Genomic DNA, 14,197 nt, shown 5'->3' with positions numbered 1-14,197 from the left:
ACGGGGTTACTCCCCGTGCTGCGAACTGCCGTTCTCGAGGCGGGTCAGCTCCACCCGGGCGATGCGCATATGCTCGATTTCCAGAATGCGGATCTGCCACTCGTCCACCGACAGGATCTCGTCCTTCTCGGGCATGTGCTCCAGGTGGTTCAGGATCAGGCCGGCGAGGGTGGTATAGAGCGGGTTGCGTGGCAGCGGCACGGGAAGCTGGCGGTTGATGTCCTCCAGATTCTCGCCGGCATCCACATCGTAGCGTCCGGGCTCCAGTTCCACGACGCTGGGCGTCATCCCCATGCCCTGTTCGATCTCCGGCAGGTCCCCGGCGATGGCTTCCATGATGTCGGTCAGGCTGACAATACCCTCCAGGGTGCCGAACTCGTCGACCACGAAAGCCATCTGCTTGCCCTCATGGCGGAAGGCTTCCAGCGCCTTGATCGCGCTCTGGGTCTCGAACAGCACCACCGGCTGCTCGATGTACTGCTCCAGATCGAGCTCGCCGCCGCGCAGGATGGCCGCCAGCAGGGTCTTCTTCTGCACGATGCCCAGCGGCTCGTCCTGCTTGCCATCGCGGATCACCGCCAGGCGCGAGTAGGGCGAGTCCAGCAGCTGCTGGCGCTGTTCTTCCAGGCTGGTGCTCAGGTCCAGTGCATGCACTTCCCGGCGCGGGGTCATCAGCGCCTTGATATTGGTGTCGGCCAGGCTCAGCACGCCGCGGATCATGTCACGCTCGTTCTCGTGGAAGACCGGCGCGGGGTCATCCTCGCTGGCCGAGCTGTCGGCATCAAGCTGCTCGGCCTCGTCGGCCTTGCCCAGCAGGCGCAGAATGTTGTTGGCGGTGCGCTCGCGCAGGTTGCCCCCGGTGTTCAGCCACTTCTGCTTGTTGTGACGTGCCAGCTGGTTGAAGAACTCGACCATGATCGAAAAGCCGATCGCTGCGTACAGATAACCCTTGGGAATGTGCAGGCCAACGCCCTCGGCGATCAGGCTGAAGCCGATCATCAGCAGGAAGCCCAGACACAGGATGATCAGTGTCGGGTGGGCGTTGACGAAGCGCGTCAGCCGCTTGCTGGCCAGCAGCATGATGGCCATGGCCACGATCATCGCGATCGCCATCACGGCGAGTTCGTCGGCCATGCCGATGGCGGTGATCACGGAGTCGATGGAGAACACCGCATCGAGAATGACGATCTGGGTAACCACTACGCCGAAGCTGGAATAGGCGATGCGGGCACCGCTCACATGCTGGCGCCCTTCAAGCCGCTCGTGCAACTCCATGGTGGCCTTGAACAGCAGGAACAGACCACCGGCCAGCATGATGATGTCACGTCCGGACACCGGGTGATCGCCGATGTGGAACAGCGGGTTGGTCAGCGTGACCAGCCAGGCGATGCTCATCAGCAGTATCAATCGCATGACCAGTGCCAGTGACAGGCCGATGACCCGGGCCTTGTCCCGCTGGTTGGGTGGCAGCTTTTCTGCCAGAACGGCGATGAACACCAGGTTGTCGATGCCCAGGACAATTTCCAGGGCGATCAGCGCAAACAGGCCCGCCCATACGGTGGGATCGGCTATCCACTCAAACACGGATTGCCTCCACGGGTACGGCGTATGCAGCCACTGATGAATCGAATTGTAGGGAGAGAGTGCGAAGACGGTCTGTCATCGCATATGTTCGGGGAGGGACAGAGTTCAAAACGGTAAACCGGTTGCCATTGGAAAAGACCTTATACGCTTTCTTGCGGCTGCCGACAATTGGAGATTTGCTATCGGTTACCGAGAGGTCTGACGCAGGGCCTTGAGCAGTTGCCGGTCCGGGTAACCGTCCGCCGGCCAGCCAAGGGCCATCTGCAGGCGCCGGATGGCCTGCCGGGTATTGGCGCCGATGATGCCGTCCACGGCACCGGGCTCGTAGCCCTGGGCTTCCAGCTGTTCCTGCAGCTCGACCCGCTCGCTGCGTGACAGCGGCTCGTCATCGGTCGGCCAGCTGGCAACGATCTGCCCGCCGCCCTGCAGACGCTCCGCCAGCAGGCTGATTGCCAGTGCATAGCTGGTGGAGTTGTTATAGCGCAGGATGCTGCGGAAGTTGTTCATGATCAGAAAGGCGGGCCCACGATAGCCGGCGGGCAGGATGAGGGTAGCCGGCTCGTGCAGATGGCTGGTCAGGGCTCGCCCCCGGGCATCGGTCACGCCGAGCTGCGCCCACTCCTCAAGCGTCTTGCGGATGGACATGTCTGCCGCTGCGTAGTCGAATCCCTCCGGCATCCGTACCTCCATGCCCCAGGGTGCGCCACGCTGCCAGTTGGAAGCGTTCAGATAATTGGCCGCCGAGGCCAGGGCATCCGCCTCGGTGTGCCAGATATCGCGCTTGCCGTTACCGTCAAAGTCCACGGCGTAGTCATTATAGGTGGTGGGGATGAACTGGGTCTGGCCCATGGCGCCTGCCCAGGAGCCGGTCATGTTAGCGGCCGACACATCACCACGCTGGAGGATCTCCAGCGCCGCCAGCAGCTGGGTCTGGGCAAAACCGGAGCGGCGCCCCTGATGGGCGAGGGTGGCCAGCGAGCGGATCACCGAGCGGTCGCCCATATTGCTGCCGAAATTGCTTTCCAGCCCCCAGATGGCGACCAGGATATGCCTGTCCACGCCGTAGCGCGCCTCAATCTGCTGCAGGGTCGCAGCATGGCGGTTGAGCATCACCCGGCCGGTAGCCTGGCGCTGGGTAGACAGGGCACCTTCGAGATAGGCCCATACCGGACGGGTGAATTCGGGTTGGCTCTGATCGGCGTTGAGCACGGCCGGGTCAGGCTCCAGGCCCTGAAAGGTGGCATCGAACAGCCTGGCATCAATACCGTGGGCGAGCGCCTGCTGGCGGAAGGTGTTGCGCCACTGGCTGAAGCTCTGGGTGGTCTCGGTTGCCGCGGGTGTGTCCGTTCCGGGTTGCACCGACGCTTCCAGACGGTTCTCGGCGCAGGCGGTAAGAACCAACAGACCGGTACCCACGGCGACGAGCGTTCGGAACAGGGCTGCAGAGCGAAGAGGCAATCTGGACATGTATCGGCTTCCGGCATTTCAGGTTCGTGCCCACTGTAGCATGCGCGTTATCGGAAACGCACCGCCGGGGCGGCTATTGCTGTTGGAGAGCGCCGGTGGGCACAGGTTCCCGGGCGGCAGGAGAAAGCTGCGACAGTGCTGGGTCAGTCCAGGCTCATGCGGGTGCCGCAGGCCTGGATCAGGATCAGCGCCAGGCTGTCCCAGACCGAGCCCGCGGCCTGGCCCTTGATCTGTTCGTCGGCCAGCTGGGCCAGGCGCAGCAGCCGAGCCCAGCTGGCTGCCGGGTGGCGCTGAACTGCGCGGGCGAAGAGCGGTCGGCGCTTTTCCCAGATAGGCGGCCGCTGGCTGGCCAGAATACGATCGAGGGGTATGCCCCGGGCCAGCTCATGGGCCATGTTGTGCAGGCTGCGCAGCTCGCGGGTCAGCGCCCACAGCACCATCAGCGCCTCGACACCTTCGCCGCGCAGTCCGTGGAGTATCCGCAGGGCATGGGGGGCGTTGCCCTGCAGCAGGGCGTCACTGAGCTTGAAGACATCGAAGCGGGCGCTGTCGGCCACCGCCTGCTGGATGGTTTCCACATCCACCTGGCCGCCGTCGCAGAACAGCTTCAGCTTCTCTATTTCCTGGACGGCTGCCAGCAGGTTGCCCTCGACCCGGGCGCTGAGCAGCGCCAGCGCATCCGGAGTGGCATGCAGTCCGGCCGCGGCGAGCCGGTCACGCATCCAGGCGGGAAGCTGATGGGCTTCCACCGGCCAGATCTGCAGGAAGCGGCTGTGCTGGTGCTCGATCAGGGTCTTGGCCCACTTGGTGCGCTGGGTGCTGGCATCGAGCCGGGGGAGACTGATCAGCAGGGTGGTATCCGGGGGCGGGTCGTCCAGCCAGGCGAGCAGGGCGCGGGTGCCGTCATCGCCGGGCTTGCCACCGGGTATGCGCAGCTCGATCAGCCGTTTCTGGGCAAACAGCGACAGGCTGCTGCCGGCCTCGCGTACCTGGCTCCAGTCGAAGCTGCGGTCCACATGAAAGACCAATCGTTCCTCGCTGCCGGCCTCGCGGCAGGCGCGGCGGATCAGGTCTGCGCTCTCGTCACACAGCAGCGGTTCGTCACCGCTGACCACATAGACAGGCGCCAGGCCCTCGGCGAGCTGGCGCTGCAGTTGTGTGGTGTTGAGCTTCATGCCGCTCAGTCGGCCGGGCGCTCGATGGCCTGTTCGCGGTTGGCCAGGTCACTGCTGGAGATGCCCGACAACCGGAACATCAGCTGGCGTACCAGGTCCTCGCCCATTTCCCGTTGCAGCAGCGCCTCCTCTTCCCCGCTGGCGACCAGGTTGTCCCGGTCTGCCGCGTAGGCGCGGCGGACGGTCAGGGTTTCCGGTCCGATCAGCGGCCGGCCGTCGCGGTCGGCGATCTGGAATACCAGGGAGCGGGTCAGCTCGTATTCGGCCGGCGTCGAGCGGCGGGCATAACTGACTGCACGACGCTGCACCGGTTCGGCCAGCAGCTGAAGCTGGTAGCGGGCCGAGTCATTCACCGCCACGCCGCTGGATCGCAGCGTTTCCACCAGCTGCTGCCGGGTCGGGCTGTGACTGTCCTGGGCGCTGACATGCAGCGCGTCCAGCCCGATGCTGGCGCCCCCGGTGCCACGCAGCTGAAAGCCGCAGGCGCTGAGCAGGAGGCTGGCACCGATAAGGGCGCAGCCGAGGAAGTGACGGGATTGTTGCAGGCGCATGCCTATTCTCCGTTGTTATCAGTTGGCAACAATATTGACGAGCTTGCCCGGTACCACGATGACCTTGCGGATGGTCAGCCCCTCGGTAAAGCGCAGGACGTTCTCGTTACTGCGGGCGGCAGCTTCCACCGCTTCGCGGCTGGCATCGGCGGCAACGTCGATATGGCCGCGCAGCTTGCCGTTGACCTGAATGACCAGTTGCAGGCTGTCCTGCACCAGTGCGCTCTCGTCCAGCTGCGGCCAGCCGGCATCGATCACCGGCGACCGGTGACCCAGCGCCTGCCACAGCGCGTGAGCGATGTGCGGGGTGATCGGAGCCAGCAACAGGGTGACAGTTTCCAGCCCTTCCTGCAGAACGGCGCGATCCTGCTCGCTGTCGCGCGGCGCCTTTTCCAGCACGTTCATCAGCGTCATCACCGCAGCAATCGCCGTGTTGAACTTGTGATGCTGACCGATATCCAAGCTAGCCTGGCGGATCGCCACATGAATGGCGCGGCGTACGCTCTTCTGTCCTTCGTTCAATGCACCGGTGTCCAGCGCGCCCGGCAGGCCGCTACCTACATGCTGCTGGGCCAGGCGCCAGACCCGGCGCAGGAAGCGCTGGGCGCCCTCGACGCCGGCATCAGACCATTCCAGACTCATGTCCGGCGGCGAGGCGAACATCATGAACAGGCGGCAGGTGTCGGCGCCGTACTGGTCGATCATTTCCTGCGGGTCGACGCCGTTGTTCTTCGACTTGGACATCTTCTCGGTGCCGCCCACTTCCACCGGCTGGCCGTCGCTGCGCAGGCGGGCGCTGAGCACCTTGCCCTTGGCGTCCGTTTCCACGTCCACGTCCGCCGGGTTGTACCAGGTGCGCGCGCCCTTGTCGTCGACCCGATAGTAGGTATCGGCCAGTACCATGCCCTGGGTCAGCAGGTTTCTGAACGGCTCGTCGGAATCGACCAGACCTTCGTCGCGCATCAGCTTGTGGAAGAAGCGCGCGTACAGCAGGTGCAGAATGGCATGCTCGATGCCACCGATGTACTGGTCCACTGGCAGCCAGTGGTTGGCCGCCGCCGGGTCGACCATGCCCTTGTCATAGTGCGGACTGGCGTAGCGGGCAAAATACCAGGAGCTCTCGACGAAGGTGTCCATGGTGTCGGTCTCGCGCCGCGCCGGCTGGCCGCATTGCGGACAGCTGCATTCGTAGAACTCGGGCATCTTCGCCAGCGGGCTGCCGGCGCCGTCCGGCACCACATCTTCGGGCAGTACCACCGGCAGCTGGTCATCCGGAACGGGTACGTCCCCACACTGCGGGCAGTGGATAATCGGAATCGGACAGCCCCAGTAGCGCTGACGGCTGATGCCCCAGTCACGCAGGCGGTACTGGGTGCGCGGTGCGCCCAGCTCCTTCTGCTTGAGCACTTCGCCAATGGCGGTGAAGGCACTGTCGAAATCCAGCCCGTCGAATTCGTCGGAGTTGATCAGCTCACCCTTTTCGGCATAGGCATCCTGCCAGGGAGCAGGGGTGCTGTCGCCGGCGGAGGTGCGGATCACCGGCTTGATCGGCAGGTGGTAGCGGGTGGCGAATTCGAAGTCGCGCTCGTCGTGGGCTGGAACCGCCATCACCGCGCCTTCGCCGTAGCCCATCAGTACGTAGTTGGCGACCCATACCGGCAGTTTCTCGCCGGTCAGAGGATGCTCGACGAACAGTCGGGTGGCGCGGCCCTTCTTCTCCTGAGTGGCCAGATCCGCTTCGGAGACGCCGCCGCGCTTGCACTCGTCGATGAAGGCCTGCAGCACCGGATCGTCAGCAGCGGCCTGGGTGGCCAGCGGGTGCTCGGCGGCCACGGCAACATAGGTGGCGCCCATCAGGGTGTCAGGTCGGGTAGTGAAGACCTTGAGTCTGCCGGCATGGCCGATGGAGGACTGGTCATAGGGGAAGTGGACTTCCATCCCTACGGATTTGCCGATCCAGTTGCGCTGCATGGTCTTGACCTGCTCCGGCCAACCGGTGAGGTCGTCCAGCGAACTGAGCAGTTCTTCCGCGTAGTCGGTGATGCGGAAGTAGTACATCGGAATCTCGCGCTTCTCGATCAGCGCGCCGCTGCGCCAGCCGCGGCCGTCAATTACCTGCTCGTTGGCCAGCACGGTCTGATCGACCGGGTCCCAGTTCACGGTGCCGTTCTTGCGGTAGATCACACCCTTGCGATACAGGCGGGTGAACAGCCACTGTTCCCAGCGATAATATTCCGGGCTGCAGGTGGCGAACTCCCGTGACCAGTCGATGGCCAGCCCGAGGCTCTTGAGCTGGTTGCGCATGTAGTCGATGTTCGCGTAGGTCCAGGCGGCGGGGGCAACCTGGTTGTTCATCGCCGCGTTCTCCGCCGGCATGCCGAAGGCATCCCACCCCATGGGCTGCAACACGTTCCGGCCCTGCATGCGCTGGTAGCGGGCAATCACATCGCCGATGGTGTAGTTGCGCACATGCCCCATGTGCAGCTTGCCGCTGGGGTAGGGGAACATGGACAGGCAGTAATAGGTGTCGCGGTTCGGGGTTTCTTCAACCCGGAAGGCGTCGGACTGTTCCCATTCCTGCTGGGCGGCGGTTTCGATATCGCGGGGTGAATACTGTTCTTGCATGGGTGGGCTGTCTGTCGACTCGTATGTCAGATAAAAAGTGATGGGGCAGCATACACCACAGCGCTCTGCTCAGGTAGTCGTATGCCATTCGTCGCGGCTGGCGGGAGAACCTGGCAGCGGCGTCTATGCTGAGGGCAAGGAAGCCGCAGGACGGCAGACAGACCCTCTGCGCAGGCGCTTCCGAGAGGTCCCGCCGAGCTGGACATGACAATAAATTCAGGGAGATCGGTATGAAATCACTGGATTCGACCACCCTGCGCAGCAGTCGCGATTCCTCCTATGGACGACTGTTGCGCCGACTGGATCAGGCCATGGACATGGCCTGCACCCGCCAATGGCTCACCGGGCAGACCGCGCTGCCGGGCGAGCTTGAAATCGAAGGACTGAGCAATGCGGACCTGCAACTGCTGGATCAGATTATGCGCAGCATGAATCTCGACCCGAGCGCTTCACCGGCGGCTATTTCGTCGCTTGCCGGCACACGCCAACAGACTCAGCAGCATTAGCGTAACCAGTGGCCAGTTGCCCCAGCGCAACCATGGCGTAAGCCCCGATCGGGGCTGAACTTCCCCGTGCAGCGCCAGTTGCTGGAACTGCGGAATCCGAGCGGTAATCCGGCCCTGATGATCGATCAGGGCGGTCACCCCATTGTTCGTTCCCCGAATCATCCAGCGGCCCGATTCCAGCGCTCGCATGCGTGCCATCTGCAGGTGCTGCAGCGGGCCGATGGACTCGCCGAACCAGCTGTCGTTGCTGATGGTGATCAGCAGCTCGCTGCGTGCAGCCAGGCGCGCAGCGAAATCGGGATAAACGGTTTCGTAGCAGATGAAAGGCGCGAGTCGGTAGTCGCTGGCTTCCAGCGGAGCCTGTTCCACCGGGCCGCGGGAGAAGCTCGACATCGGCAGGTCGAAGAAGGCGATCATTCCCCGTAACAACCCTTCCAGCGGCACATATTCACCGAAGGGCACCAGCTTGTGCTTGAGGTAGTGATGCGGCTGCTCCCCGGCGACCATGATGCCGTTGTAGATGCGCATCTGGCCTTCTGCGTCCGTTTGGTCGATCGGAATGCCGGTGATCAGGGTCGTGCCCTGCTGCGCCAGGTTGGCAGCGACCCCCTGAACGAAGGGCATGGCACCGCTGCTGAGCACGGGTACTGCCGTTTCCGGCCAGACGATGATATCGGTATCCGGACGCTGGGCATACGTCATGTCGCGGTAGGTGGCGAGGGTGTAGTCGATATGCGCCGGATCCCATTTGCGTGACTGCTCGATGTCAGCCTGGATCAGCGCGACGGACAGCGGCTCGCCGGCAGGGCGGGTCCATTCCACCTGGGTGAGCAGTGCGCCGCCGATCCACCACCCCAGCAGCAGGCCGCCGGCGGCCATGGCGGGTCTGGGGCGACGCCACAGCGACCATTCGCTCAGCAGGCAGCCGCTCAACACGCAGATGAAGCTCAGCAGCCAGACGCCGCCCAGCGGAGCCCAGCCGGCCAGCCAGGTGTCGGTGTGGGCATAGCCCTGGTACAGCCAGGGAAAGCCGGTAAGAAACCAGCTGCGGAAGAACTCCTGGCCAACCCAGAGCGCAGCGAAGCCGAGGCTGCCCAGCAACGGCGACCCGTCGGGGCGCAGCCAGCGCACCCAGATCCAGGCAGTCAGTGCCGGAATCAGCGCCAGCCCGGCGACCAGCCCGCCGGTGAGCAGGCCGGCGAGGGGAGGAGAGGCATAGCCGTGGACGTGGATGCTGATATAGATCCACGACACCCCGCTGAGAAACAGGCCGAGACCCCAGAACCAGCCCCGGTACATGGCCTGACGGCCACCCAGGCATGCCAGGCCCTGGTACAGCAGCGCGATCGACACCAGCCCCAGTGGCCAGATGTCGAAGGGGGTGAAGGACAGGGTGGTGAGGGCGCCGGCGGCCAGGGCCAGCAGGTGGCCGCGCCAGCCGGGGCCGCGCAGCCATTCGAGCAGTGTATGCAGCAGTGGCATGGGTTCCTCTGATTCCTGTGCCGGGTTCCATCCCGGCCACTCGGGCGTCAATCGTTGGGACGGGGGCCGTTCAGCTCTGGATCAGGCTGACCCGCAGCAGGTGTATGCGGCGACTGTCGGCATTCAGAATGCGTACCCGGAAGCCTTCCAGCTCAACGATCTCGTTGCGCTTGGGCAGATGACCGAAAGCGTTCATCACCAAGCCGCCGACGGTGTCGAACTCCTCGTCAGAAAAGCCGGTATCGAACTCCTCGTTGAACTCCTCGATCGGCGTGAGGCCCTTGACCAGATAATCACCGGAAGGCAGTGCCTTGATGTATTCCTCGTCGTCGAAATCGTGTTCGTCCTCGATATCCCCGACGATCTGTTCCAGCACGTCTTCGATGGTCACCAGCCCCGATACACCGCCGTATTCGTCAATGACGATAGCCATGTGGTTGTGGGTGGCGCGAAATTCCTTGAGCAGCACGTTCAGGCGCTTGGACTCGGGCACGCAGGTAGCCGGGCGCAGCACATCCTTGATATTGAAGCGGTCGGTATTGCCCTCGAGCAGTAACGGCAGCAGGTCCTTGGCCAGCAGGATGCCGAGCACGTCGTCGATGCTTTCACCCACTACCGGAAAGCGCGAGTGCGCCGCCTCGATGATCTCCGGCAGGAACTCCCTGGGCGTCTGACTGGCCTTGATGGTGTTCATCTGCGAGCGGGGAATCATGATATCCCGCACCTGCATGTCGGCCACCTGCAGGGCACCCTCGATGATGCTCAGCGCCTCGAGGTCGAGCACCTCGTTGCTCTGGGCCTCACGCAGGACTTCAAGCAGCTCCTGACGGTTGCGCGGTTCCTGGGCAAAGGGCTGAACCAGTTTCTCCAGCCAGGACCTGGGTCCACCGGTTGGTCGTTCTTCGCTCATGGTTCTCTCTTACTCATCGGATTCAAGGTAGGGGTCGGCTATGCCCAGCTCTGCCAGCAGCTGGCGTTCCAGTTGTTCCATCACTTCGGCTTCGTCATCATCGATGTGGTCATGTCCGAGCAGGTGCAGGCAGCCGTGGATGACCATATGAGCCCAGTGGGCGTCAGGGCTCTTGCGCTGTTCACTTGCCTCACGGTTGACCACCGGCACGCAGATGACCAGGTCGCCGAGCAGCGGAATATTCAGTTCGGGAGGCAGATCGGCAGGAAAGGACAGGACGTTGGTCGGGTAGTCCCTGTTCCGGTACTCACGGTTCAGGGTCCGGCTTTCTTCGGCATCGACCAGGCGTATGGTCAGTTCCTTGCCGGGATCGTCACGCAGGGCCAGGGCGGCCCAGCGTATTAAACTGTCGTCGTCAGGCTGGTCTGGGGCGTCCGTTGCCCTCTGTATGTCTACCTCAACTGTCATTGCGGCGCTCCTGGCGCTCCTGCTCCTGACGCTGGTCGAAGCGGTCGTAGGCTTCCACGATGCGCTGGACCAGGGGGTGGCGCACCACGTCCTTGGATTTGAAGTGGGTGAAGCCGATGCCTTTCACGTCCTTGAGCACGTCCATCACATGGGTCAGGCCCGAGCGGGTGCCCCGGGGCAGGTCGACCTGGGTGATGTCACCGGTGATCACCGCAGTGGAGCCGAAGCCGATCCGGGTCAGGAACATCTTCATCTGTTCCAGGGTGGTGTTCTGGCTCTCGTCGAGGATGATGAAGCTGTTGTTGAGCGTGCGTCCGCGCATGTAGGCCAGTGGAGCAACCTCGATGACCTGGCGTTCGATCAGCTTGGCCACCTGCTCGAAGCCGAGCATCTCGTACAGCGCGTCATACAGCGGCCGCAGGTAGGGATCGATCTTCTGTGACAGGTCGCCGGGCAGGAAGCCGAGCTTTTCTCCGGCTTCCACCGCCGGGCGCACCAGCAGAATGCGGCGGATCTGTTCGCGCTCCAGGGCGTCCACCGCGCAGGCCACCGCAAGGTAGGTCTTGCCGGTGCCCGCCGGGCCGATGCCGAAGTTGATGTCATGTTCCTGGATCGAGCGCACATAGTTCTGCTGGTTCGGCCCCCGAGGCTGGATGGTCATGCGCTTGGTCCGCAGTACCACCGGCTGCTGGCCGCCGCTCTGCTGCAGGGCTTCGCTGAGATTCTCCAGCCCCGATTCCTGCAGGTAGAGATGCACGGTTTCCGGCGCCAGGTCCCGGTTGTCGCGGGTTTCCCGGTAGAGCTGGCGCAGCACGGCTTCAGCCGAGCGGGTGATCGCCGGGTCGCCTATGAGCTCGAAATGGTTGCCCCGATTGCGTACCTCGATACCGAGGCGCTGTTCGATCAGGCGCAGGTTTTCATCAAACTGGCCGCACAGACTGGCAAAGCGCCGGGAGTCCACGGGCTCGATACTGAAACGATGGATAGTCAAGGGAACGTTCAAGGTGATCTGTAGGTGGCCATATGGCAATTGGAAGAATCACAGCATAGCGCGCAAAGCTTCCCGTGCAAAGCCGGGTGCAGGCACCCGGTCGGACACGAAAAGCTTCTGTCAGTACCCGGTTTCGCTCACCAGGGTGCCGCGCAGGGAGTGGGGCAGGGCTTCGTCGATATGCACATCGACAAACTGACCGATCAGGCCGGGATTGTCGCAGCGGAAGTTGACCACCCGATTGTGCTCGGTGCGACCCTGCAGCATGCCCGGGTCCTTCTTGGAATAGTCGGTGACCAGGATGCGCTGGGTGCTGCCGACCATGCGGCGGCTGTTCTCGAATCCCTGCTGGTTGAGGCGCGCCTGCAGGATCTGCAGACGTTGCTTCTTGACCTCGCTGGGTGTGTCGTCGGCCAGCTCGGCGGCGGGCGTGCCGGGGCGCGCGCTGTAGATGAAGGAGTAGGAGAAGTCGAAGCCGACTTCCTCGACCAGCTTCATGGTCTGTTCGAAGTCACGGTCGGTCTCGCCGGGGAAGCCGACGATGAAATCGGAGCTGAGGATGATGTCCGGCACCGCTGCCTTGAGCTTGCGGATGCGCGACTTGTATTCCAGCACCGTGTGGTTGCGCTTCATGCCGGCCAGTACCCGGTCGGACCCGGACTGCACCGGCAGGTGCAGATACTTGACCAGCTTGGGCACCTCGGCGTGGGCGCGGATCAGGCTGTCGGAGAACTCCAGCGGATGCGAGGTGGTATAGCGGATGCGATCGATACCGTCGATTTCGGCGATGACACGGATCAGGTCCGCCAGGTCGGCAATGCCGCCGTCATGGGTGTCGCCGCGATAACCGTTGACGTTCTGCCCCAGCAGGGTGATCTCGCGCACACCGTTCTCGGCCAGGTGCACGCATTCGGCCAGCACGTCATCGAAGGGGCGGCTGACTTCCTCACCCCGGGTATAGGGCACCACACAGAAGCTGCAGTATTTGCTGCAGCCTTCCATCACCGATACATAGGCAGTCGGGCCATCCACCTGCGGCTCGGGCAGGCGGTCGAACTTCTCGATCTCCGGGAAGGACACGTCGACCTGGGCGGTGCCGGTGGTGCGCGCGGCGTTGATCATCTCCGGCAGGCGGTGCAGGGTCTGCGGGCCGAACACCACATCCACATAGGAGGCGCGGTCGCGGATGGCGGTGCCTTCCTGGCTGGCCACGCAGCCGCCGACGCCGATGATCAGCTCGGGGTTCTTCTCCTTCAGCGGCCGCCAGCGCCCCAGCTCGGAGAACACCTTCTCCTGCGCCTTCTCGCGGATCGAGCAGGTATTGAGCAGGATGACGTCCGCCTCATCGGGACTGTCGGTCAGCTCCATTGCCTGGTGTTCGCCGAGAAGGTCCGCCATGCGCGAGCTGTCGTACTCGTTCATCTGGCAGCCGTGGGTCTGGATGTAAAGTTTCTTGGCCATGGATTCGCCGGACTGACTCCTGGAAAAAACGGCGATTATACACGCTTGGCAGGACCAGTGTGATGGCGGTTGTCGGCCCGGAAAGGGGATATGCTATGATCCGCGACCTTCGACCGGGCACTACAGCTGCCTGCGTCCCCAAGTCATGTTGTGCAGCGTGTGAGATCCATGAGCAAAGACAGGCAGCAGCCGATTTTTCGGGTGATTTTTCTCAATCAGGGCCAGGTTTTCGAGATCTACGCCCGGCAGATCTTCCAGAGCGAACTGTGGGGGTTTCTGGAGATCGAGGAGCTGGTGTTCGGTGAGCGATCCCAGATGCTGGTCGATCCCAGCGAAGAGAAGCTGAAGAATCAGTTCGAGGGTGTCAGCCGCAGCTTCATTCCGATGCACTCGGTGGTGCGTATCGATGAGGTGGAGCGGGTCGGCCAGGCACGCATCAGTGAAGCCAAGGCGGGCAGCAACGTCATGTCGTTTCCGATGCCGCCGGGGCCAGGGCAGAACTGAAGGGCTAGACGGCGTGCTGCGCGCCGTTCAGATTGTCGGTAATCCGCTGGGCAGTACGCAGGAAGACATCCACTTCATCGCTGCTCAGCCCCTCGGTCATCTGCCTGCCCACCGCCGATTCGAGCGCCTGGGCGTGCTTCAGCACGGCCTGACCGCTGCTGCTGAGCTCCAGCAGCCGGCTGCGACCATCATCCGGATTGTCATGTTTCACTATCAGTGCCGCGGCGAGCAGGTCGTTGAGCACCCGGGTGATCTGCGCCTTGTCGCTGCGCATATAAACAGTCAGTGATTGCGCAGTGCACTGCGGTGTGAGCGCGATCCCCTTCAGGGCCCGCACGTGGGTGGGGGGTAATTCGACTCCCGCTGCCCGCAGCGCTCGACGCATATGTGACTGATAGGCATGAGCCAGTTGGTGCAAAGGATCAGCCAGAAGGCGGGGATTCATGGAGATTGCCCTTTTATACTTGATGGTA

At 63.4% G+C, this 14,197-nt stretch carries 13 protein-coding genes; 2 read left to right on the top strand and 11 right to left on the bottom strand.

Features of this window, described 5'->3' with window-relative positions:
• Positions 1 to 6 precede the first annotated feature (6 nt).
• From IEW63_RS07465 to leuS, 5 genes are all read right to left on the bottom strand, one after another.
• Positions 7 to 1,584: a TerC family protein gene (locus tag IEW63_RS07465; protein WP_188635973.1), complete on the bottom strand. Its 1,578-nt coding sequence runs from the start codon at positions 1,582 to 1,584 to the stop codon at positions 7 to 9.
• Positions 1,585 to 1,770: 186 nt separating this feature from the next.
• Positions 1,771 to 3,051, bottom strand: coding sequence for a lytic murein transglycosylase (locus IEW63_RS07460; RefSeq protein ID WP_188635972.1), 1,281 nt, complete (start codon positions 3,049 to 3,051; stop codon positions 1,771 to 1,773).
• A gap of 143 nt (positions 3,052 to 3,194) precedes the next feature.
• Positions 3,195 to 4,226 carry a DNA polymerase III subunit delta gene (holA, locus tag IEW63_RS07455; RefSeq protein ID WP_188635971.1) on the bottom strand — a complete coding sequence of 344 codons (1,032 nt, stop codon included), beginning with the start codon at positions 4,224 to 4,226 and terminating at the stop codon, positions 3,195 to 3,197.
• A 5-nt stretch (positions 4,227 to 4,231) separates the two neighbouring features.
• Positions 4,232 to 4,777: an LPS-assembly lipoprotein LptE gene (locus tag IEW63_RS07450; RefSeq protein WP_188635970.1), complete on the bottom strand. Its 546-nt coding sequence runs from the start codon at positions 4,775 to 4,777 to the stop codon at positions 4,232 to 4,234.
• Between the two features lie 18 nt (positions 4,778 to 4,795).
• Complete coding sequence (gene leuS / locus IEW63_RS07445; RefSeq protein ID WP_188635969.1) at positions 4,796 to 7,402, bottom strand: leucine--tRNA ligase; 2,607 nt, start codon at positions 7,400 to 7,402, stop codon at positions 4,796 to 4,798.
• A 230-nt stretch (positions 7,403 to 7,632) separates the two neighbouring features.
• On the opposite strand from leuS, the gene IEW63_RS07440 reads away from it, so the two are divergent.
• On the top strand, positions 7,633 to 7,908 hold the full coding sequence (locus tag IEW63_RS07440) for a hypothetical protein (RefSeq protein WP_188635968.1): 276 nt from the start codon (positions 7,633 to 7,635) through the stop codon (positions 7,906 to 7,908).
• Here IEW63_RS07440 and lnt read toward each other — a convergent pair.
• The 5 genes from lnt to miaB form a co-directional block, all read right to left on the bottom strand.
• On the bottom strand, positions 7,852 to 9,390 hold the full coding sequence (gene lnt / locus IEW63_RS07435) for an apolipoprotein N-acyltransferase (RefSeq protein WP_188635967.1): 1,539 nt from the start codon (positions 9,388 to 9,390) through the stop codon (positions 7,852 to 7,854). The genes IEW63_RS07440 and lnt overlap by 57 nt on opposite strands.
• A 70-nt stretch (positions 9,391 to 9,460) precedes the next feature.
• On the bottom strand, positions 9,461 to 10,300 hold the full coding sequence (locus IEW63_RS07430; RefSeq protein WP_188635966.1) for a CorC family transporter: 840 nt from the start codon (positions 10,298 to 10,300) through the stop codon (positions 9,461 to 9,463).
• Positions 10,301 to 10,309: 9 nt separating this feature from the next.
• Positions 10,310 to 10,768, bottom strand: coding sequence for an rRNA maturation RNase YbeY (gene ybeY / locus IEW63_RS07425; RefSeq protein WP_188635965.1), 459 nt, complete (start codon positions 10,766 to 10,768; stop codon positions 10,310 to 10,312).
• Positions 10,758 to 11,771, bottom strand: a complete 1,014-nt coding sequence (locus IEW63_RS07420; protein ID WP_188635964.1) for a PhoH family protein — start codon at positions 11,769 to 11,771, stop codon at positions 10,758 to 10,760. Before IEW63_RS07420 ends, ybeY begins: the two co-directional genes overlap by 11 nt.
• Before the next feature lie 108 nt (positions 11,772 to 11,879).
• On the bottom strand, positions 11,880 to 13,220 hold the full coding sequence (gene miaB / locus IEW63_RS07415) for a tRNA (N6-isopentenyl adenosine(37)-C2)-methylthiotransferase MiaB (protein ID WP_188635963.1): 1,341 nt from the start codon (positions 13,218 to 13,220) through the stop codon (positions 11,880 to 11,882).
• 168 nt (positions 13,221 to 13,388) lie between these two features.
• On the opposite strand from miaB, the gene IEW63_RS07410 reads away from it, so the two are divergent.
• Complete coding sequence (locus tag IEW63_RS07410) at positions 13,389 to 13,724, top strand: DUF1820 family protein (protein ID WP_188635962.1); 336 nt, start codon at positions 13,389 to 13,391, stop codon at positions 13,722 to 13,724.
• A 4-nt stretch (positions 13,725 to 13,728) separates the two neighbouring features.
• On the opposite strand, the gene IEW63_RS07405 is transcribed toward IEW63_RS07410, so the two are convergent.
• Positions 13,729 to 14,109 carry a MarR family winged helix-turn-helix transcriptional regulator gene (locus IEW63_RS07405; protein ID WP_229710395.1) on the bottom strand — a complete coding sequence of 127 codons (381 nt, stop codon included), beginning with the start codon at positions 14,107 to 14,109 and terminating at the stop codon, positions 13,729 to 13,731.
• Positions 14,110 to 14,197: the final 88 nt, after the last annotated feature.

The organism is Halopseudomonas pertucinogena, assembly GCF_014646575.1.
GTDB lineage: Bacteria > Pseudomonadota > Gammaproteobacteria > Pseudomonadales > Pseudomonadaceae > Halopseudomonas > Halopseudomonas pertucinogena.
Note: the sequence above shows the minus strand (reverse complement) of the source record. Positions and strands in the feature narration are given on the sequence as shown.

Coding starts and splice junctions, on each gene's coding strand:
- IEW63_RS07460 (WP_188635972.1), bottom strand. CDS start 3,051: ATGTCCAGATTGCCTCTTCGCTCTGCAGCCCTGTTCCGAACGCTCGTC.
- holA (WP_188635971.1), bottom strand. CDS start 4,226: ATGAAGCTCAACACCACACAACTGCAGCGCCAGCTCGCCGAGGGCCTG.
- IEW63_RS07450 (WP_188635970.1), bottom strand. CDS start 4,777: ATGCGCCTGCAACAATCCCGTCACTTCCTCGGCTGCGCCCTTATCGGT.
- leuS (WP_188635969.1), bottom strand. CDS start 7,402: ATGCAAGAACAGTATTCACCCCGCGATATCGAAACCGCCGCCCAGCAG.
- IEW63_RS07440 (WP_188635968.1), top strand. CDS start 7,633: ATGAAATCACTGGATTCGACCACCCTGCGCAGCAGTCGCGATTCCTCC.
- lnt (WP_188635967.1), bottom strand. CDS start 9,390: ATGCCACTGCTGCATACACTGCTCGAATGGCTGCGCGGCCCCGGCTGG.
- IEW63_RS07430 (WP_188635966.1), bottom strand. CDS start 10,300: ATGAGCGAAGAACGACCAACCGGTGGACCCAGGTCCTGGCTGGAGAAA.
- ybeY (WP_188635965.1), bottom strand. CDS start 10,768: ATGACAGTTGAGGTAGACATACAGAGGGCAACGGACGCCCCAGACCAG.
- miaB (WP_188635963.1), bottom strand. CDS start 13,220: ATGGCCAAGAAACTTTACATCCAGACCCACGGCTGCCAGATGAACGAG.
- IEW63_RS07410 (WP_188635962.1), top strand. CDS start 13,389: ATGAGCAAAGACAGGCAGCAGCCGATTTTTCGGGTGATTTTTCTCAAT.
- IEW63_RS07405 (WP_229710395.1), bottom strand. CDS start 14,109: ATGCGTCGAGCGCTGCGGGCAGCGGGAGTCGAATTACCCCCCACCCAC.